Source organism: Streptomyces sp. NEAU-174 (genome assembly GCF_052665095.1).
The window spans coordinates 96,713-116,139 of record NZ_JBQTCE010000012.1 but is presented as its reverse complement, the minus strand read 5'-3'; the positions used below and the strand labels follow the sequence as shown (position 1 = coordinate 116,139).

Annotated in this window: 12 protein-coding genes and 1 tRNA gene; 4 read left to right on the top strand and 9 right to left on the bottom strand. The window is 72.2% G+C overall.

Translation table 11 applies throughout. The features are described 5' to 3' along the window. Positions 1-51 precede the first annotated feature (51 nt). Complete coding sequence (locus ACT2CW_RS31295) at positions 52-957, bottom strand: LysR family transcriptional regulator (RefSeq protein WP_164430250.1); 906 nt, start codon at positions 955-957, stop codon at positions 52-54. A 263-nt stretch (positions 958-1,220) separates the two neighbouring features. On the opposite strand from ACT2CW_RS31295, the gene ACT2CW_RS31290 reads away from it, so the two are divergent. The 4 genes from ACT2CW_RS31290 (at position 1,221) to gntA (ending at position 7,575) form a co-directional block, all read left to right on the top strand. Beyond that, the gene (locus tag ACT2CW_RS31290; RefSeq protein ID WP_414082035.1) at positions 1,221-2,096 is read left to right on the top strand and encodes an alpha/beta fold hydrolase; all 876 of its coding nucleotides are present in this window, start codon (positions 1,221-1,223) and stop codon (positions 2,094-2,096) included. A gap of 182 nt (positions 2,097-2,278) precedes the next feature. Next, positions 2,279-2,353, top strand: a tRNA-Cys gene (locus ACT2CW_RS31285). 316 nt (positions 2,354-2,669) lie between these two features. After that, the gene (locus ACT2CW_RS31280) at positions 2,670-6,680 is read left to right on the top strand and encodes an amino acid adenylation domain-containing protein (protein WP_445519060.1); all 4,011 of its coding nucleotides are present in this window, start codon (positions 2,670-2,672) and stop codon (positions 6,678-6,680) included. Between the two features lie 202 nt (positions 6,681-6,882). Next, positions 6,883-7,575 (top strand): guanitoxin biosynthesis heme-dependent pre-guanitoxin N-hydroxylase GntA, encoded by a 693-nt coding sequence (gntA, locus tag ACT2CW_RS31275; protein ID WP_445519059.1) that lies wholly within the window; start codon positions 6,883-6,885, stop codon positions 7,573-7,575. Between the two features lie 79 nt (positions 7,576-7,654). On the opposite strand, the gene ACT2CW_RS31270 is transcribed toward gntA, so the two are convergent. The 8 genes from ACT2CW_RS31270 to ACT2CW_RS31235 all read right to left on the bottom strand — a co-directional run bounded on the left by ACT2CW_RS31270 (position 7,655) and on the right by ACT2CW_RS31235 (position 19,422). Further along, complete coding sequence (locus ACT2CW_RS31270; protein WP_164430238.1) at positions 7,655-8,458, bottom strand: polysaccharide deacetylase family protein; 804 nt, start codon at positions 8,456-8,458, stop codon at positions 7,655-7,657. Positions 8,459-8,627: 169 nt separating this feature from the next. After that, positions 8,628-10,949, bottom strand: coding sequence for a xanthine dehydrogenase family protein molybdopterin-binding subunit (locus ACT2CW_RS31265; protein ID WP_445519058.1), 2,322 nt, complete (start codon positions 10,947-10,949; stop codon positions 8,628-8,630). Then, positions 10,946-13,303 (bottom strand): (2Fe-2S)-binding protein, encoded by a 2,358-nt coding sequence (locus ACT2CW_RS31260; protein WP_445519057.1) that lies wholly within the window; start codon positions 13,301-13,303, stop codon positions 10,946-10,948. Before ACT2CW_RS31260 ends, ACT2CW_RS31265 begins: the two co-directional genes overlap by 4 nt. Further along, positions 13,300-14,199 carry an FAD binding domain-containing protein gene (locus ACT2CW_RS31255; RefSeq protein WP_138915390.1) on the bottom strand — a complete coding sequence of 300 codons (900 nt, stop codon included), beginning with the start codon at positions 14,197-14,199 and terminating at the stop codon, positions 13,300-13,302. Before ACT2CW_RS31255 ends, ACT2CW_RS31260 begins: the two co-directional genes overlap by 4 nt. A 275-nt stretch (positions 14,200-14,474) precedes the next feature. After that, positions 14,475-16,130, bottom strand: coding sequence for a beta-N-acetylhexosaminidase (locus ACT2CW_RS31250; protein ID WP_445519056.1), 1,656 nt, complete (start codon positions 16,128-16,130; stop codon positions 14,475-14,477). A 93-nt stretch (positions 16,131-16,223) separates the two neighbouring features. Continuing rightward, positions 16,224-17,093, bottom strand: a complete 870-nt coding sequence (locus ACT2CW_RS31245) for a carbohydrate ABC transporter permease (RefSeq protein WP_037954800.1) — start codon at positions 17,091-17,093, stop codon at positions 16,224-16,226. After that, positions 17,090-18,088: a carbohydrate ABC transporter permease gene (locus tag ACT2CW_RS31240; protein WP_445519055.1), complete on the bottom strand. Its 999-nt coding sequence runs from the start codon at positions 18,086-18,088 to the stop codon at positions 17,090-17,092. The genes ACT2CW_RS31245 and ACT2CW_RS31240 overlap by 4 nt, the downstream gene beginning before the upstream one ends. After that, a complete protein-coding gene (locus ACT2CW_RS31235) occupies positions 18,085-19,422 on the bottom strand; it encodes an extracellular solute-binding protein (protein WP_445519054.1) in 1,338 nt (445 codons plus the stop codon). Before ACT2CW_RS31235 ends, ACT2CW_RS31240 begins: the two co-directional genes overlap by 4 nt. Between the last annotated feature and the right edge of the window lie 5 nt (positions 19,423-19,427).

The window sequence follows — 19,427 nt, the reverse complement described above, 5'->3', positions numbered from 1 at the left end:
TCCAACGACAGGTTGTTGAGCCCTCCCCAAGTTCCGCTTATGGGTCAGGGGTCAACAGCCGACCCGGTTCCCGGCCACGGTCTTCAGCTCCTCCAGCACCCGCGCGGTGGCCGGTATCCCCAGGTGCTCGCGGAGGACGTACGCCGAGACATGGCGGCGCGAGGCGGGGTCCAGGGCGCGCCCGGTGACCTTCTGGTGGCAGAGGAACGACAGCACCAGGCCCGGCATCATCGCCACGCCGAGCCCGGCCGCGACCATGCTCTGCACCACCAGATTGTCGTCGGTGGTGTAGGCGATGTCCGGGGCGAAGCCCTGCTCGGCGCATTCGTGCAGGAAGTTGGCGCGGCACCGCAGACATCCGGCGATCCAGCGCTCCTCGCTCAGCTCGGCCAGCTTGACCGCCCGCCGCCGGGCCAGTGGATGGCCGGTCGGCAGCAGCACCGTCAGCTGGTCCTCCAGCAGCGGGATCTCCACCAGCTCGGCGGGGGTCTCCTCGCGCAGCCCCGGATAGGTGAACGCGAGGGTGATGTCGCACTCCCCGCGCACCACCCGCCCCAGCGAGTCCGGCGGCTCGCCCTCCAGCAGCTCCACCCGCACCCCCGGATGGGCGGCGGCGAGCCGGGCCATGGTCTCGGGGATGAGGGTCGCGTTGGCGCTGGGGAAGGCGCAGACCCGCACCCGGCCCGAGCGCAGCCGGGTGATGGCGCTCATCTGCTGCTGGGCGGTGGAGATGCTGGTCAGAATGGTGTCGGCGTGCCGGGCGAGGGTCTCCCCCGCCTCGGTGAGCCGCATCCCCCGGCCGACCCGGATGAACAGCGGGCTGCCCACGGCCCGTTCGAGCGCCTTCATCTGCTGGGTGATGGCCGGCTGGGTGTAGCCGAGGGCACGGGCGGCCCCGGAGTAGGAGCCGGAGCGGACCACCTCGTGGAACGTCTTGATGTGCCGGGAATCGAACACACTCGCATCATACGGAGCCCGGAACGGAAACCATAAGCGGGATTTGGGGCCGCACAAGATCGCCCCTACCGGCGCTTTTGCGTCACGCGGGCGGCCGGGACATCGAGCCGGGCCACCGAGCCGGGCCGGAGCCGCCCCACGGCCCGGCGCCACGAGACATACCGCCCGGCGCCACGAGGCATACGGCCCGGCGCCACACCCGTTGCGCGAGAGACACCCGGTCAAGGACGGTCAAGATGACAAAGCTGGGGCAAGCTGACCCCATGCCGCACTACACCTCGTACGACGGAACCGAGCTGGCCTACCGCGTCCTGGAGGCCCGGGACGGCTCGGCGGGGCCACCGCTGATCTGCCTGGCGGGCGGGCCGGGGCGGGACGCCGCGTATCTGGGCGACCTCGGCGGGCTGGACGCCCATCACACCCTGATCATCCCCGACAGCCGCGGCACCGGGGACTCGCCGCCGTCCGTCGACCCCATCGGCTACGCCTTCCCCGGGCTCGCCGAGGACCTCGAGGCGCTCCGCCGCCATCTGGACCTCGTCCGCTTCCCGCTGCTCGCCCACGACGCGGCCGCCGCCACCGCCCAGGCGTACGCGGCCGCCCACCCCGAGCGGCTCAGCCGTCTGATCGTGGTCAGCCCGGGTGCCCGGCTTCAGGGCGAACTCCCCGAGGACGCCCGGGAGATCTTCGAGTCCCGCGCCGACGAGCCCTGGTGGGAGGAGGCGTACACGGCGGTGCAGCTCCTGCCCGACACCACCGACCTCCCCGAGATGCGCAGGCTGCTGCTCCAGGCCGCCCCCATGGCGTACGGCCGCTGGGAGGAGCCCCAGCGGGCGCACGCCGAGAGCGAGGGCGAGCAGCTGGGGCGGGTGGCACGGGCGGGCTTCTGGCAGGGCGTCGACGAGGCGGGGCGGCGCGCGGTGCTGGCCCGGCTGCGCGAGGTGCCCTGCCCGGTGCTGGCGATCACCGGCGACCGGGACGCGGTGACCGGGATGCGGGCCGGGGAACTGGTGGCCGAGTCCTTCCCGGACGGCCGGGCGCGGCCGCTGCCCGGAGTGGGCCACTACCCATGGGTCGACGAGCCGGACCTCTTCCGCCAGGTGGTCGAGGACTTCCTGGCCCAGCGCCCCACGCAGTGAAGGCGGACGGCGCAGGGGCCGGGGGCCCGGCGGGGGCGCGGCCGTCAGGCCATGAACGACGGCCGTGAACAGCGGCCGTCAACGGCGGCCGTGAACGCAGTGTGTCAGTCGTATGGCAGCCCCCGCCGCTCCGTTGTGCCCGCCCCACCCCGGTCCTATCGTCGAGAACACAACACGACATCGGCCGTGTGCCCGAGTGGTTGAGGGGCTCGACTGCAAATCGAGTTACGTGGGTTCGATTCCCGCCACGGCCTCCACACCCCGGCGCGGGCGCCTCACTCGGCGCCCGCGCTTTGGGTTGCCTCCCGGTGAACTCCCGACACCCTCTGGACACTCGCGCCCGTAGAGCGCATGCTCATGCACGCGCTCATGCCGTTCCGGCATCGCGATACTCCAGGTAAACACCTAGGGCCCGGCGATTTTCACAGTCTCGCCACCGAACGGTCTCTTGACCCCCGCACTGAGTGCAATTCCGTCTCATAGGGTCGCGTGTGGTGCCTGCGACCGCGCGGAAAACTACTCCCGGTCGGCGGGCACATTTTCGACCGTGGTCCCATTCTCAGTGGGGGAAATGTGCAGCCCGCCGTACCGGCCGCCCGTCTGCCGCTCTCGACCGGCCAGAGTGAAATCTGGTTCATAGAGCAGCTGGAGCCGCCGGAGAGCACCACCTTCCGGGTCGGTGAGTACCTGGAGATACAAGGACCGATAGACACCGAGCTATTCGAGCGGGCCCTGCGCAGAGCCGTGGCGGAGGCCGAGCCCTACAACATCCGGGTCGGCGAGGACGACGGGGAGCCCTGGCAGGCCCTGGACCCGGTGACCGACTGGGAGCTCCCGAAGCTGGACCTCACCGCCGAGGACGACCCCTGGGCCGCGGCCGAGCGGTGGATGAAGAACGACCTGGCCACGGGGGCGCTCAAGCTGGGCGACCACCCGGCGTTCTCGTTCGCCCTGATCAAGGTGGAGGCCGAGCGGTTCCTCTGGTACCAGGGCACCCACCACATCGTCTCCGACGCCGGTTCGGCCGCCCTGCTGGGCCGGCGGACCGCCGAGGTGTACACCGCGCTCGTCGAGGGGACCGACCCGGCCGAGGGGGAAACGGTCTTCGGCTCCCTGCGGGCGATGCTCGACCAGGACGCGGAATACCGGGCCTCACCGGATTTCGCCAAAGACCGCGCGTACTGGCTGGAACACTTCGGTGATTCCCCGCGCCCGGCACGGCTTTCCACCCACCCCACCAGGGAACTTTCCACCGTCCTCCGCCAGACCGCCTACCTGACCGAGGCGGAAGCGGTCGAGCTGCGGGCCGCCGCGCGTAAATACGCCACCCACTGGTCCGCTATGATCATCACGGCGACCGCGCTGTATCTGCACCGATTGACCGGTAAATCGGACATCATTCTGACGCTGCCCGTATCCGGCCGTACCGATGCCACTTCCCGCGCCATTCCCGGGATGTTCGCCAATGTGGTGCCGCTGCGCATCCAGGTGCGCGCCGATATGCGAATACGGGACCTGGTCCGGCAGATCTCGCGGGAAGTCAGGCAGGCCCTTCGCCATCAGCGCTACCGCCGTATCGACCTGGCCCGGGATCTGCGACTGCCGGACGGCGGAAACGGTTTGCTCGGCCCGCACGTCAACATCATGACGTACGACTACGACTTCCACTTCGCCGGTCACCGGGTCAAGGCGCACAACCTCTCCAACGGCACCGTCGAGGACCTCTCGATCATGGCATACGACCGGTCCGACGGCACCGGTATCCGGATCGACCTCAACGCCAACTCCAACCTCTACACCGAGGACGCCCTCATCGCCCACCGGGAGCGCTATCTCGGCCTGCTGCGCACCCTCTCCGACACCTCCGACATGCAACGCACCGTCGGCTCGCTGGAGCTGCTGTCGGCCGAGGAGCGCCGGCGGGTCCTGGGCGCACCGGGCGACACGGCGCACCCCACCTCCGGCGCCACCCTCCCGGAGCTGCTGACCGCCCAGGCCGCCCGCACCCCCAGCACCCAGGCCCTGGTCTGCGACGACACCGTGCTCAGCTACGCGGAGCTGGACCGGGCGGCCAACCGGCTGGCCCGGGTGCTCATCGCGCGTGGCGCCGGGCCCGAGCGCACCGTAGGCGTGGCCCTGCCCCGCTCCGCGGACCTGGTCATCGCGCTGATCGCGGTGCTGAAGACGGGGGCCGCGTATCTGCCCCTGGACCTGGACTACCCGGCCGAGCGGCTGGCGTACATGCTCGACGACGCGGGTCCCGCCCTCGTGGTCACCCGCGGCGACAGCGCCGGTGCGCTGCCCGCGCGAAGTGGCGTGGGGCGGCTGCTGCTGGACGTCGTGGACCTCACGGGCGCCGGCGGCGCCGCGGGCGGCTCCGCCCCGGCGGTGGCGATCGACCCCGAGCACCCCGCGTACATCATCTACACCTCGGGCTCCACCGGCCGCCCCAAGGGCGTCCTGGTGCCCCACCGGGCCGTGGCCAACAGCATGGAGTGGATGCGGGGCACGTACGACCTCGCTCCCGGGGACCGGATGCTCCAGAAGACCCCGGCCGGGTTCGACGCCTCCGTCTGCGAGTTCTTCTGGCCGCTGCTCAGCGGCGCCACCCTGGTGGTGGCCAGGCCCGGCGGCCACAAGGACCCGGCGTACCTGGCGCGTACGGTGCGCGAGGCGGGCATCACCGCGCTCCAGTTCGTGCCGTCGATGCTCCAGGCGTTCCTCGCCGAGCCGGGCGCCGCCGAAGCGTGCGCCGGCATCCTGCGGCACGCCTCCAGCGGCGGTGAGGCGCTGCCGCGCGAGACCGCCGAGCGGTTCCACGAGCGGTTCCCCGGCGTACCGCTGAACAACCTCTACGGGCCCACCGAGACCACCATCCAGATCGCCCACCACCCCTCCGCGCCCGGCGGTGAGGGCCCGGTGCCGATCGGCCGGCCGGTGTGGAACACCCGGATGTACGTCCTGGACACCGCGCTGAAGCCCTGCCCGGCCGGGGTCACCGGCGAGCTGTACGTGTCCGGGGCGCAGCTGGCCCGCGGCTATCTGGGCCGGGCCGCCCTGACCGCCGAACGCTTCGTCGCCGACCCCTACGGCCCGCCCGGCACCCGGATGTACCGCACCGGCGACCTGGCCCGGCTGCGGCCGGACGGCGAGGTCGAGTACGTGGGCCGCACCGACGGCCAGGTCCAGCTGCGCGGCTTCCGCGTCGAGCTGGGCGAGGTCGAGGCGGCGCTGCGGGCGCTCCCCCAGGTGGCCGAGGCCGCCGCGGCGGTCCGCGCCGACCGGCCCGGCGACCAGCGGCTGGTCGGCTATGTGACGGCCGCCGGGGACACCCCGCCGGACGTCGCCGCGGTCCGCGAGGCGCTGGACGAGGTGCTGCCCGAGCACATGGTGCCGAGTGCGTTCGTGGTCCTCGACACCCTGCCCCTGGACGCCAACGGCAAGCTGGACCGCGCCGCGCTGCCCGCGCCCTCCTTCGAGGCCACCACGGGCGGGCGCGCGCCCCGCACCCCGCGCGAGGAGACGCTGTGCGCGCTCTTCGGCGAGGTCCTGGGCGTCGACGGCGTCACCGTGGACGACGACTTCTTCCTGCTCGGCGGCCATTCGCTGCTCGCCTCCAAGCTGGCCAGCCAGGCCCGCGCCGCACTGGCCACCGAGCTGTCGATGCGCGACCTCTTCGAGGCGCCGACCGTCGCCCGGCTGGTGGCCCGCCTGGACGCCGCGGGCCCCGCCGAGGCGCACCAGGGGCAGCCGCTGGACATCCTGCTGCCGCTGCGCGGCGAGGGGGCGCGCCCGCCGCTGTTCTGCGTCCACCCCGGCGGCGGTCTCGGCTGGTCGTACACCGGGCTGCTCCGCCATCTCGCCCCTGACCAGCCGGTGTACGCCCTCCAGGCGCGCGGTCTCACCGAACCGGACATCCTCCCGGCGAGCGTCGAGGAGATGGCCGCCGACTATCTGGAGCAGATCCGGACCGTCCAGCCGACCGGTCCTTACCATCTGCTCGGCTGGTCCTTCGGCGGGCTGATCGCCCACGCCATGGCCACCCGGCTCCAGGCGCGGGGCGAGGAGGTCGCCACGCTGGCCGTGGTGGACGCCTACCCCGACAACGCCCAGGCCCTGCCCGAGGCGCCCGAGCTCAGCAAGCGCCAGTGGCTGGGGGTGCTGCTCGACGACATCGGCGGCGGCGACATCTTCGCGCCGGGCTGGCTGGAAGCCCACCCCGACGGGGCGGACGGCACCGCCGACCTGGTGGCCGACCTCTGCCGGGAGACCGGGCTGCCGGCCCGGCTGCTGGAGGGCGAGACCAGCTTCCCGCTGCTCGACATCCTGCTCAACGACCAGGAGCTGATGCGGAAGTTCGCGCCCGAGCGGTTCCAGGGCGACATGCTGCTGTTCCGGGCCGTGGAGGAGATCCCCGGCTACCGGCGCGACCCACTGCACGTGGCGGACGCCTGGCTCTCCTTCGTGGACGGCGCCCTGGTGGTGCACGGCGTCCCCGATCACCACTACCGGATGATGCGGGAGGAGTCCCTGGACCGGATCGGCCCGGTGGTGGCGGCGGCACTGGACCGCGCCCGCAGCTGACGGGCCGGGGCCGCTCCCCCCTTCCCCCGGAGGGCGGCCCGCGACCCGATTTCGCCGATCGGGCCCTCGACGATCACAATTCAGCCAGGCGCCCCATCTCGTTCTCCTGCTCTCCTACGCAGGTGAGCAGGGTGGGCGCCTTCATGTGGAGAAGGAGATGAGCTCCCAGCGAGGAGGCACGTAGTTGGAAGGAAGGCTGGCCATGACAGTGGACGCAACGGACGAGGTCGAGCGGTTCATCCTGGGGGACCGGTTCGCCTGCCTGGCGGGACGGTCCGCCTGGCGCAAGGGCGGCATCACCCATCGTCACTACGACCGGATGGGATCCGACGAGTCGGCCCGGCTGATGGCACTCGACCTCGCGGATTTCGTGGCCTCGGCCGACTGGAGCCACCGGTCGTTCACGAGCTTCATCGCGACCTTCGAGCACCCTCGCGGAGTGGATGAGCTGCGGTTCGAGGAGCTGCTGTGGGAACAGCTCCAGCTGCTCCACGAACACGACTCCCGGTCCCACCGCTGGGCCGAGGGCCGCTCGTCCGACCCGCAGACCAGGGAGTTCGCCTACAGCGTCGCCGGTCACCCCTTCTTCGTCATCGGCCTGCACGAGACCCACCGCCGCTGGGGCCGCCGTCCGCCCTTCCCGATGCTGGCCTTCAACTCGCATGAGCAGTTCGACCGCATCAAGGGCGCCAAGATGTGGGACCGGCTCGCGGAGAAGATACGCAAGCAGGACATCCAACTCCAGGGCGACATAAACCCCAACCTGCTCGAGTACGAGGAGCTCTCCGAGGCCCGCCGCTACTCCGGCCGCCCCAAGCCCGCCGACTGGCAGTGCCCGTTCACCGCCCGCGAGGACGAACGCGAACCCGCCCTGATGGGTCGCCCCCCGGCCTGACCGGAGCGCCCGTCACCGGCGGGCGGACGACGCCCGCCGGTGACCAGGGTGTCGTCGGCGCGGGTCCATGTATGCGGCGTCAGCGGACCGGGAAGCCGAAGCTGTATCCCTGTTCCTTCAGCCACGGCAGGACCTGGCGCAGTGCCTCGACCGTCTGGCCGCGGTCGCCGCCCGCGTCGTGGAAGAGGACGGTGGGGCCGTTGGAGATCTCGTTCTTGACGGTGTTGACCTCGGTCTCGACACCCGGCTGCTTGAAGTCCTTGGAGTCCACGTTCCAGCCCAGCGGCCGCATGCCCTGCGAGGCGGCGATCTGGCGGCTGTACGGGGTGAACGCACCGCCCGGGGCGCGGTAGTAGAGCGGTTTGACGCCACCTGAGGCCTTGGTGATCATTCGCTGGGCGTCGAGGATCTCCTTGGACTGGTACGCGGATGACTTGGTGTCCATCGTCGTGTCGTGCGACATGGAGTGGTCGCACAGCCGGTGCCCGTCCGCGACCACGTCCTTGACCAGGTCCGGATGGGCCTGGGCCTGCGGGCCGACCATGCAGAAGGTGGCCTTGACGCCGTTGGCCTTGAGCACTTGGAGGACCTGCGGGGTCCAGGTCGGATCCGGGCCGTCGTCGATCGTGATGTTGACGCCCTTGGCGCCCTTGTCGGAGGCGTGGGCTATGTCCATGTTGACCACGGGAGCGGGCAGTTCGGGGTCCGGCTTGGAGGTCTGGCCCACGATCGGGGTCGGCTTCGGCGTCGGGGACGCGCCCGGATCGGCCTCGGCGGTTCCGGACTGGGCGGTCCACACGGCGGCCAGGGCGGTCACCCCCACCACACCGAACGCCGCCGCCAGTATCCGGCTGTTCGCCCCCATGAACCGGTGCCGTGCCATGTCCGCCTCGCTCCCCATGTCTCCCGTGTCGCTTTCGCAAACATGAGGATGGAGTTGGGGCGGGGAGGGATCCCTCTGTTACACATCTCGGACAATCCCGCGCCGTAGCCGGCGACGCGGGCGGCGAGGCGCGGGCGGTGGGCCCGCCCGCGGCCTCCTTGTCGGGTGCCTAGCCCCGGTTGACGACCGCCGCCTGGGGGCGGATCGGGAGGCGGTTGACCGGGCGGCCGGTGGCCGCGCGGACCGCCGCCGCCACCGCGGCCGGGGTGGTGACCACCGGCACCGCGCTGGCCGCCTTGGCGCCGAAGGGGGCCACCACGTCCCGCTCCTCGACCAGCTTGACGATGCGGATGTCGGGGACGTCCAGAGCGGTCGGCAGGGCGTAGCCGGTCAGGTCCGGGTGCCGGACCACACCGCGTGAGGTGCGCAGGTTCTCGGTGAGGGCCGCGCCGATGCCCTGGGCGACACCCGCCTCGATACGGGTCCTCAGCTGACGCGGGTTGAGGACCCGGCCCACGTCCTGGGCCACCGTCACGTCGACGACCCGTACCGCGCCGATCTCGATGTCGACGTCCACCACGGCGCGCACCGCGCAGTAGGCGAGCCCGACGAAGGCGTCGCCCTGGCCGGTCTCGTCCAGGGGCTCGGTGGGGTGCGGGCGGCACTGCGCGGTGGCCCACAGCTCCTTGCCCTCCAGGGCCTCCTCGACGGTCGTGCTGAGCACCCCGTCATACGAGGTGATCTTGCCGTCGGCGATGCTGAGCAGCTCGGTGGACATGCCGAACGTATGCGCCAGGGGCTGGAGCAGCTGGGTGCGGACCATCTTCGCCGCACGCTCGACCGCACCGCCCGAGACCCAGGTGTGGCGGCCGCGCGAGGCGGGCCCGGCCGGGGGCTGGTCGGTGTCGATGGGCGCCACATGGACCTCCTCGATACCGAGGACGTCCTGGACGATCTGGCGGGCCAGGGTGGTGAAGCCCTGGCCGGTCTCGACGGCCGCGCAGATGACGGTGGCCACCGGCCCGGTGACCTTGACGGTGGCGGTGGAGACCTCGTCCCTCCCCTCGGCGCCGAGCATATGGACCATGCCCAGGGCGTAGCCGACCCCGCGCCGCACCGCGGCCGGATCGCCCGCGCCCTCCAGGCCGCCCGGCAGCAGCCACTCCTCCTCGGGGTCGTCCTTGGGGAGCGTGGGCAGCGGTGCGTCCCTTACGGCTTGCAGCAGCTCGGCGACCGGGGCCGGGCAGGTGACGGTCTGTCCGGTGGGCAGCAGATCGCCGGTGGCCATCACATTGCGCATCCGGATCTCGACCGGATCGAGGCCCAGCTTGGCCGCCAGCTTGTCCATCTGGCCCTCGTACGCGGCGCACACCTGCATCGCACCCTCGCCGCGCACATGGCCGGAGGGCGGGTTGTTGGTGCGCACCGCCCAGCCCTCGATGAAGGCGTGCGGAACGACATAGGGGCCGCAGGCGAAGGAGACGGCGGCGGCCAGCGTGTCCGCGGAGGAGTCGGCGTACGCGCCCGCGTCCAGCAGGATCTGCGCCTCGACCTTGACCAGCTTGCCCTGCGAGTCGGCGTGGTGGCGGTAGCGCAGCAGGGTGGGGTGGCGGTGGGCGTGGCCGAGGAAGGACTCCTCACGGGTCGCGGCCAGCTTCACCGGATGGCCGGTGCGCAGCGCCAGCAGCCCGAGCGGAAGCTGCATCCCCGGGTCCTCGCGCTCGCCCATGGCGCCGGGGACGCCGGTGACGACGACCTTCACCCGCTCCGGCTCGAGACCGAAGCAGGCGGCGGCCAGGTCGCGGTCGGCGTGCGGATCGGTGGAGGCGGTGTAGATCTCCACCCCGCCGTCGGGGCGTGGCACGGCCAGGCCCGCCTCGGCGCCGATGGGCGCCGGGTCCTGCCGGCCGATCCGGTACAGCCCCTCGACGATGACCTCGCCGACCACGTCCGGGTCGCCGAAGGACAGCGGGATGTGGCGGACCAGATTGCCGTCGGGGTGCAGCGGCTCGGCGGAGAACGCCTGCTCGGGGTCGGTGACCGGCTCCAGCACCTCGTACTCGACGGCGATGGCGGCGGCCGCCAGACGGGCCGTGTCGGGATGGTCGGCGGCGACCGCGGCGATCGGCTCGCCGTGGTGGCGGACCAGGTCCTTGGCGAACACCGGACGGTCGGCGACCCGGCGGCCGTGGGAGGCGTCGCCGGGCACGTCGTTGTGGGTCACCACGGCCCGTACGCCGGGCATCTCGACGGCCTGTTTGGTGTCGATGGAGACGATGCGGGCGTGCGGGTGCGGGGCGCGCAGCACGGCCGCCCACAGCAGCCCCTCGGCCCACAGGTCGGCCGCGTACGGGAAGGTGCCCGAGGTCTTGGCGGCCGAGTCGGTGGGCGGCAGGGACACCCCGAGCCCCATGGTGGACGGGTTCTTGACGGGCGTTCCGGCGGCGGGGGTGGCGGTGACGGCGCCCGTGCCGTCCGCGATTCCGGTCATGCCGATGCCCTTCCGCTGCCGCTTCCGTTGACGCTCCCGTTGCCGGTGATGCCGTGCGGTCCCGTCTGGTGCGGGATGCGGGCCGGGTCCTGGTGGGCGTCGTGTCCCTCGTCCGCCTCGGCCTCCGCGTCCTCGGCGGCCTCACGGCCCGCGACGACCTCGCGGACGGCGTCGAGGACCCCGCGGTAGCCGGAGCAGCGGCAGAGGTTGCCGGAGATCGCCTGGCGGGTCTCCTGGTCGGTCGGGGCGTGGTTGCCCTCGAGGAGGTCGTGCACGGTCATCGCGAGCCCGGGCACGCAGAAGCCGCACTGCACGGCCCCGCACCGGGCGAGCGCGCGCTGGACGTCGGAGGGCTGTCCGCCGGTGGCGAGGCCCTCGACGGTGCGGACCTCGCTGCCCGCGGCGGTGGCGGCGGGCACCAGGCAGGAGGCGACGAGCCGCCCGTCGACCTGGACCGAGCAGGCCCCGCACTCGCCCTGGGAGCAGCCGTCCTTGGCCCCGGCGAGGCCGAGGCGCTCGCGCAGCACGTAGAGCAGCGACTCGCCGATCCAGACGTCGGTGACGGGGCGGTCGGCGCCGTTGACGTGCAGCACGTACGAGGCGAGCGGATGCTCGCTGTGGCTCGGGCCCTCGTCCGCGGCCTGGGCGGCCTCGGCGAGAAGAGGCTCGGCAAGGGGCTCGACGGGGGTGTCAGCGGCCTCGGGGGCGTCGGCCGGGGTCCCGGCCGGGGCGGGCGCTCCGGCGGCGTCGGACGCGTCCGTGAACTCGCCCTCGGCCGGGGCCGGTTCGGGCTCGGCCGAGGGATCGGCGAGCTCGGGCCCGGCGTCGTCCGGTACCGCCTCGGCGGGGGCCTCGGGGGCGCCCGGCGCGGCGTCGGCGGCGTCGGCGGCGCCGGTGTGGCCCGCGCCGTCCTCGGGGCCGGGGTGCGGGGCGTGCCCATGGGCGTCCCCCGCGAAGGGGGCGCCCGGCAAACGGTCGTCCGCCGACCGGTCGTCCGTCAGCCGGTCGTCCGCGAACCGGTCGTCCGCGAACGCGCCGGGCCAGGACGCCTCCTGGGGCAGCGCGGGCGCCGGGCTGCCGTGCGGCGGGGTCTCCAGCCCGGTGTGCTGCCCGTCGACGGGGAAGTCGACCGGGAACTCGCCCGAGCCCCCGGCGGCCGGATCGCCCGGCCGCCGGCCGGGGTCGTCGGCGGCGGGCCGCCCGGACGCGGGGCCGTCGTGCGGCGGGGTGCCAGGGGGCGTGCCATGTGGCGGGGTCCCGTGTGGCGGGGTGCCGCGGGGCGGGGTGTGCAGCCCCTGGTGCCCGTCGGTCGCGAACTCGCCCGAGTCCCCGGCGGCGGGGCCCGGCCACGCCGGGTCCGCGGCCGGGGCCGGTTCATCGCGGTCGGGCATGCGCAGCCGGCGGCGGGCGGGCGGCGGCATGGGCACGGCCGGTGGCGCGGACGCGGCCGGGCCCGGATGGCCCTCGACCGCGTACTCCCCGGAGTCCTCCGTGCCCTCGTCGGCGGCCGGAACCGACCACTGGCCGGAGTGCCCCTGCTGCTGCCCGGGCTGGGGCTGGAGGGGCTGCTGCGGCTGAGGGGGCTGCTGCGGCTGCTGCCGGGGCTGTGTCTGCCCGGCGAACGGCATCCGCAACTGGGCCGTCGTCTGCGGGTCCTGGGGACCGTCCGCGTGGCCGCCGTACGGAGGGGCGGCCGGGCCGGGGTGGTCGTCGACGCGGTACTCACCGGTCTCGTCCACACCGTCGTCGCCCGCGACCGGGATGGTCCACTGGCTGGTGTGCACGGGCCCGCCGGCGCCGTCGTCGGACGGGGCGGGCACCGGCCAGTCGTCCACCGGCTCCTCGGCCGCCGGAGCCGGCCAGTGGCCGGTGTGCGGCGGATGGTGGCCCTGCTGGTCCTCGGTGGGCGCCGGCCACTGGCCGGACCCGTGGTGGGGATCGTGGTGGCCGCCGTAGAGGTAGCCGCCATCGGTCTCGGCGGTGGTCCAGTGCCCGGTCATGCCCTGGTCGTGCATGCCTTGGTCGTGCATGCCCTGGTCGTGCATGCCCTGGTCATGCATACCTTGGCCGTGCATGCCCTGGTCATGGGGCGCGCCCTGGCCATGTCCTGACGGCTGCCAGTGGCCGCCCTGGGACGGGTCGCCGTGCCCGGTGTCCATGGGCGGGGGCGCGTAGCCCGTGCCGGGCGCCGCGAGCGGGTCCCAACGGCCGGAGGGGTCGGTCGGGTCCGGGTGGGCGAATTCGGGCGGCAGTTGGACGAAGGCCGTCGACTCGGCGTCGTACTCCGGGCCGTGCGGCATCGGCTGCCATCCGCTCCCCGGCTCCGGCCGGTGCGGCTGCTGTTCATCACTCACGCGAGTGCCCTCCCCAGTGCTCGGCGGGCCAGAGCTGCCACGGTACGCCTCAGGTGGATCGCGGCAGGCGGCAGGGGGACCGGCTCGCCGCCGTCCTGCGGAGGCAGCGGATCGGGGATGCACGCGGCGGCGACGTACTCGCCGAAAGCGGTCGTGACCTGCGGGTCCAGATGGCCTCGGTCGCCGTCCCAGTCGATGAGCGAGGCGACCCAGCGCTCGGCCTCCAGGGGGCGCAGCGGCATCGGCGCGACCGCGCCCACGGCACAGCGCACCCCGCGCCGCGCGGGGTCCAGGACGAGGGCGACGGAGGCGGTGGACCGGCCGGGCCCGGTGCGCCCGGTGGCCTTCAGGAAGGTCTGCGGGGCGTGCAGCAGCGGAACCCGGACGAATCCGACGAGTTCACCGGGGCGCAGCAGATCGACCCCGGCGAGCAGATGGCTGACCGGGATCTCGCGGCGGGACCCCTCGGGGCCGGCGATGATCACCGTGGCTTCCAGGGCGGCGAGCACCGGCAGCGCGTCGCCGGTGGGGGCGGCGGTGACGATGTTGCCGCCCAGGGTGCCGGCGTTGCGGATCTGCGGGGGCCCGGCGGCGCGCGCGGCCGCGGCCAGCGCCGGGATCAGCGCGGCGAAGTCGGGGCGGCCCATCCGGGCGTGGGTGAGTCCGGCGCCGAGGAGGGCGTGCCCGTCCAGATAGCGCCAGCCGCGGATTTCGCTGATCCGGCCGAGCCCGACGAGCGCGGCGGGCCGCAGCAGGCCGGAGTTGACCGCGGCCATCAGATCGGTACCGCCCGCCACGGGCACGGCGGCGGGCATGGCGGCCAGCGCCGCCACGGCCTCGTCGAGCGTGCCCGGCAACGTCACCGTGTGCGCCGCCTGCGGTGCGTGCGTGGTCAACCCAGCTGCCCCTTCCCCGGTGTCCCGGCTGTTGCGCCGTACGGTACGTGCTGACAGCCCGGACGTGGCAACTCTGGCACATCTTGCGAGCCCGCCGTCGCGGGGGTCCGTGATCCGTGGATCCGTCCCTGACCTGGGGGATGGTACGGGTTTCTTACGACGTCTCCGTCGGGAGTGGATTGCCACGTTTCAGGGACCCTTGTGCGATTTGGGCTTGCGCCGGTGGGACTACGCTCCCAGGGGCGGCGGAGCGCGGTGCGCACCTTACGGGCGGCTCACACGATCGGGGGCGCCCCCTCGCGCGGGCGTCCGAGAAGGCCGGGGCGCCGCTGCCAGGGAAGCGGCCCGGCGGGCGGGCGGTAGCTCACGCCGAGCGCGTCCAGGCGCGCGTAATGTGCCTCCATGCGCCCCTGGAACGCCTCGAAGTCCCGTTCGGGAGACGGCGGCAGCGCCGACCAGACGACCTCGGCGAAGGCGGCGAGCCGGGGGAAGGTCTGGTAGTCCACCCGCCTGCGGTCCTCCATCACCTCGGTCCAGACATTGGCCTGGGCGCCCAGCACCCGGTCCGCTCCTACGCCGGTGAGCTGCGGTGGAACCGGTTCGAAACGGTAGACGTCCTCCAGGGTGCGGACATAGCCGATCGGCACCGGCTCGTCCTCGCCCGGCGCCTGCCGGTGGTCGAAGTACACCTGCTGCTCGGGGCACATGACGACGTCGTGGCCGGCCCGCGCGGCGGCGATCCCGCCCGCGTAGCCGCGCCAGGAGGAGACCGCGGCGCCCTCGGGCAGCGGGGCGTCGGGCGCGCCGCCCTCGAGGATCTCGTCCCAGCCGATCAGCCGGCGGCCGCGCGCGGCGAGCCAGTGGCCGAAGTGGCGGATGAACCAGCTCTGGAGCTCGTCCTCGTCGGCGAGACCCAGGGCGCGGATGCGCTCCTGGGCGGCCGGGGACGCCTTCCACTGGTCCTTGGGGCACTCGTCGCCGCCGATGTGGACGAAGCTGCCGGGGAACAGCTCCAGGATCTCTTCCAGCACGTTCTCGTAGAAGCGGAGCGTGTTGTCGGTGGGTGCGAGTACGTTCGGGTTGATGCCCCAGGTGGTCCAGACTCCGAGGGAGGCGGTGTCGATGACATCGGTGTTGCCCAGCTCCGGGTACGCGGCGATGGCGGCCTGCGAGTGTCCGGGGATGTCGATCTCGGGCACGACGGTGATATGCCGCTCGGCGGCGTAGGCGACGATCTCGCGGATGTCGTCCTGGGTGTAGTGACCGCCGTGCGGCCGCTCGTCCCACAGCGGGGACGCCCGGTGGCCCAGCTTGGTGCGCTCGCGCCAGGCGCCGACCTCGGTCAGCCTCGGGTAGCGGCGGATCTCGACGCGCCAGCCCTGGTCGTCGGTGAGATGGAAGTGGAACACATTGAGCTTGTGGGCGGCGAGCAGGTCCAGATAGGCCAGGACGCCGTCCTTGGGCATGAAGTGGCGGGCCACGTCCAGCATCAGCCCGCGCCAGGCGAACCGCGGCGCGTCCTCGACCGTCCGCTCCGTCAGCTCCCAGCCGGTCTCCGCGCTCCTCAGCGGGGCGCGGCGGTACGCGTCGGGGCCCAGCAGCTGACGGAGGGTCTGGGTGCCCCAGTGGACGCCCGCGGCCGTGCCGCCCGCGATCTCCACCCGGCCGTCGGCCACGGTGAGCCGGTAGCCCTCGGGCTCCAGCGCGGTGTCGATCCGCAGGCTGACGGTGTCGTCGCCGCCGGGCTCGCCGTCCGGCAGGGACAGGCCGAGCGCCTGGCCGAGGGTGGTGCGCAGCAGCCGCGCCACCCCTTCGGTCCCGGGCCCGGCGGCCAGGGCGGTGCGCCGCGGGTGGATCCGCGCGCCCGCGCGGCCGGGACGGCTCTGGTCATGGCGGGGCGCGGGGATCAGCCCCGCGGCGTCGTGAGTCATCTGCTCCCCTGTCGGCCCTCGTCAGTTCTTGTCAGTGCTCGTCGGTCCGCAGTGCTCGGCAATCCTCGGTAATCGTCAGCCATCAATTGCTCGTCAGTCCTTCACCGCGCCGCCGAGCCCGGAGACCAGCCGGCGCTGGACGAGCACGAAGAAGATCAGCACGGGGATGGTCATGACGGTGGACGCCGCCATGATCCCTCCCCAGTCGTTCCCCTCGTCCTTGAAGAAGACCAGCAGCGCCATCGGAAGGGTGGAGTTCTCGGTCGCGCTGATGATGAAGGACTTGGCGAAGAGGAAGTCGTTCCAGGCGGAGATGAAGGAGAAGACGCTCGTCGCCACGAGTCCGGGGAAGACGAGGGGGAAGAGGATCTGCCACAGGAAGCGGGAGCGGCTGGCCCCGTCGAGATAGGCCGCCTCCTCCAGCGCCTCGGGCACCGCCTTGACGAAGCCGCGCAGCATCCAGATGGCGAACGGCAGCGAGAAGGCGATATGCGGCAGGATCAGCGACCCCAGGGTGTTGAGCCCCACCCCCGGCACCGACTCCCCCAGATCGCGCATCAGGAAGAACATGGGGATGGTCAGCGCCTCGATCGGCACCATCTGGGCGACCAGGAACATGATCAGCAGCGTGGTGCGGAACCGGAATGTGAAGCGGGCGACCGCCGTGGCCGCCAGGAAGGCGATCAGCGCCGAGGCGACCACCACCACCCCGGCCACGAAGAGGCTGTTGAGGAAGTAGCGCCCGAAGTCCTCCTGCTGGAAGACGCGCCGGAAGGAGTCCAGCGACGGGGACCCGGTCCACGGCCGGGGCTCGGTGGACTGGATCTCCCCCTCCGGCTTGAAGGCCGAGAGCACCATCCAGTACAGCGGGAAGGCGACCACGGCCGCCACGAGCAGGGCGGTGGCCTCGGCGGCGAAGCGCCAGGGACGGCGGATGCGCAGCGAGACGCGCGAGTGGCTCACAGTTCTTCTCCCTGGCGTCGCAGCAGCCGCAGATAGACCAGCGTGACGGCCAGCAGGATCAGCAGCATCACCACGCCGATCGCCGAGCCCAGGCTGTACTGCGAGGACGCGAACGCCTTCTGGTACGCGTACACGTTGAGCACCATGTTCTGGCCGGCGATCCCGCCGCCGTTCGTCATCACGTAGATCTGCGTGAAGACCTTGAAGTCCCAGATGATGGACTGGATGGTCACCACGACGAGGATCGGCCGCAGCATCGGCGCCATGACCGTGCGCCAGATCCGCCAGGTGGAGGCGCCGTCCAGGGCGGCGGCCTCCAGCACCTCGGTGGGGATGGCCCGGATGCCCGCGTAGATGGTGACCATGACGAACGGGAACGAGCACCACACGACCTCGAACAGCACCAGGGCGAAGGCGCTGTAGCGGTCGTAGGTCCAGGAGTAGTCCTCGAAGCCGGAGAGGCCGAACCACACCAGGACCTTGTTCACCGGCCCGAAGTCGGGGTCGAAGAGGAAGACCCAGACCGTCGAGCCGGTGATCGCCGGGGTGGCCCAGGCGCCGAGCGCGGCCAGCATCAGCGCCAGCCGCGGAATCGCCCGTACGCGCGTGAGCAGCACCGCCAGCGCACAGCCGACCGCGAGGGTGGACACCACGCAGACGGCGGCGAAGAGCAGGGTGGCGACGGCGACGTTCCAGAACTCGCTGTCGCCGAACAGCTCGGCGTAGTTGGCGAATCCCTGGAAGGTGGTCGGTGCGCCGCCGCTGACCTGCGCCTGGGTGTACTCCAGGAAGGAGATCAGGCCGAGCTGGTAGATGGGGTAGACGAGCAGCCCGCCCAGGACGACGAGCGCCGGGGCGAGATAGAGCCAGGGGGTCCAGGTGGAGCGCCGGGCGCCCTTCCCGGATCGGCGCCCGGCCGGGACGGTGGATCCCGGCCGGGACCGGCGGCCCTTGGCGGGGGCTCGCCGGGCGTGCTGTGCGGTGCCGGCGCTCACTGCTCGAATGCCTCGTCCATCTTCTTCGCGGCGTCCTGGGTGGCGGCGGGCACGCTCTTACGGCCGCTGACGATCTCCTGGAACATGGTGGGCAGGACGAGCTGCGCGTCGATGGCCGCCCAGCCGGGCGAGGCGGGCACGAACTTGGCGCTGTCGTTGAGGGTCTTCACGAAGGGCTTCACGAAGGCGTCCTTGTGGGCGATGTCGCCGCGCACATCGGTGAAGGTGGGCAGGAAGCCCATGGCGTCGTAGAGCTCGCGCTGGGTCTTCTTCCCGGCGAGCGTCTTGACCAGGTCCACGGCGATCGTGCGGTGCGAGCTGCTCTTGAGCACCCCGAGGTTGTTCCCGCCCGCGAAGGCCGGTGCGATCTCGCCCTTCTTCACGCCCGGCAGCGGCACGACCTTGTACTTGCCCTTGACCTTGCCCGCCTCGATGGCCTGGCGGCTGAAGTCGCCGCCGATCGCCATGGCCGCCTTGCCCGAGGCGAACGCCTCGACGGTGTCGTTGCCGCCCCACTGGGCGCACTTGGCGGCCGGGCAGTTGTCGTTGCCGAAGAGCGAGGTGTACGCCTTCACGCCCTTCTGGGCGTCGGCGCTGTCGATGGCCGCCTCGTACTCGTTGGAGCCGAACTTGCCCTTCTCGTCGGCGAGGTCGCCGCCGTTGGCCCAGATGAAGGGCATCGCGCCGTAGGTGTAGGCGCCGCCGACCGCGAGACCGTACAGATCCGGCCGCTCCGAGCGGATCTTCTTCGCGGTCGCAATCAACTCGTCCTGGGTGGCCGGCGGCTCCAGGTCGAGCTCCTTGAAGACGTCCGTCCGGTAGTACAGCGCCCGTACGCCGACGAAGAGCGGGGCGCCGTAAACCTTGCCGCCGATGGTCAGCGAGTACTTCGCGGTGGGGTCGATATTGGTCGAGTCGCCCCAGGCGCCGATCTCCTTGCTGATGTCCATCAGCCCGCCGTCCTTGACATAGCCGGCGGTGTCGGTGTTGCCGAACTCGATGACGTCGGGAGCGCTCTTGGGGTCGTTGAAAGCCGCCTTGATCTTCTGCGCCCGGGTGTCGACGGGGATGTAGGTCACCTCGACGTCGGTTCCGTCGTGCTCCTTCTCGAAGCCGGCGACCGCCTCGTCGATCACCTTCTTCTTGGGCGCGTTATTGACCTCCTGGAAGAGCCAGACACGCAGCTTGCCGCTCTTCTCGTCCTCCTTGGAGCTGTTGTCGGAGGTGGAGGGGGCACATCCGGTCATGGCCAGCCCCGCCAGGGCGAGTGCCACCACGGGCACGGTGACGCGGGAGGACAGCCGGGAGGAAACAGCGAGATGGGACGACTTCATAAGGA

What these genes read in the sequence shown, in the direction of transcription:
- ACT2CW_RS31250 (WP_445519056.1), bottom strand. Translation starts at nt 16,130, where the DNA reads ATGACTCACGACGCCGCGGGGCTGATCCCCGCGCCCCGCCATGACCAG.
- ACT2CW_RS31290 (WP_414082035.1), top strand. Translation starts at nt 1,221, where the DNA reads ATGCCGCACTACACCTCGTACGACGGAACCGAGCTGGCCTACCGCGTC.
- ACT2CW_RS31235 (WP_445519054.1), bottom strand. Translation starts at nt 19,422, where the DNA reads ATGAAGTCGTCCCATCTCGCTGTTTCCTCCCGGCTGTCCTCCCGCGTC.
- ACT2CW_RS31265 (WP_445519058.1), bottom strand. Translation starts at nt 10,949, where the DNA reads ATGACCGGAATCGCGGACGGCACGGGCGCCGTCACCGCCACCCCCGCC.
- ACT2CW_RS31270 (WP_164430238.1), bottom strand. Translation starts at nt 8,458, where the DNA reads ATGGCACGGCACCGGTTCATGGGGGCGAACAGCCGGATACTGGCGGCG.
- gntA (WP_445519059.1), top strand. Translation starts at nt 6,883, where the DNA reads ATGACAGTGGACGCAACGGACGAGGTCGAGCGGTTCATCCTGGGGGAC.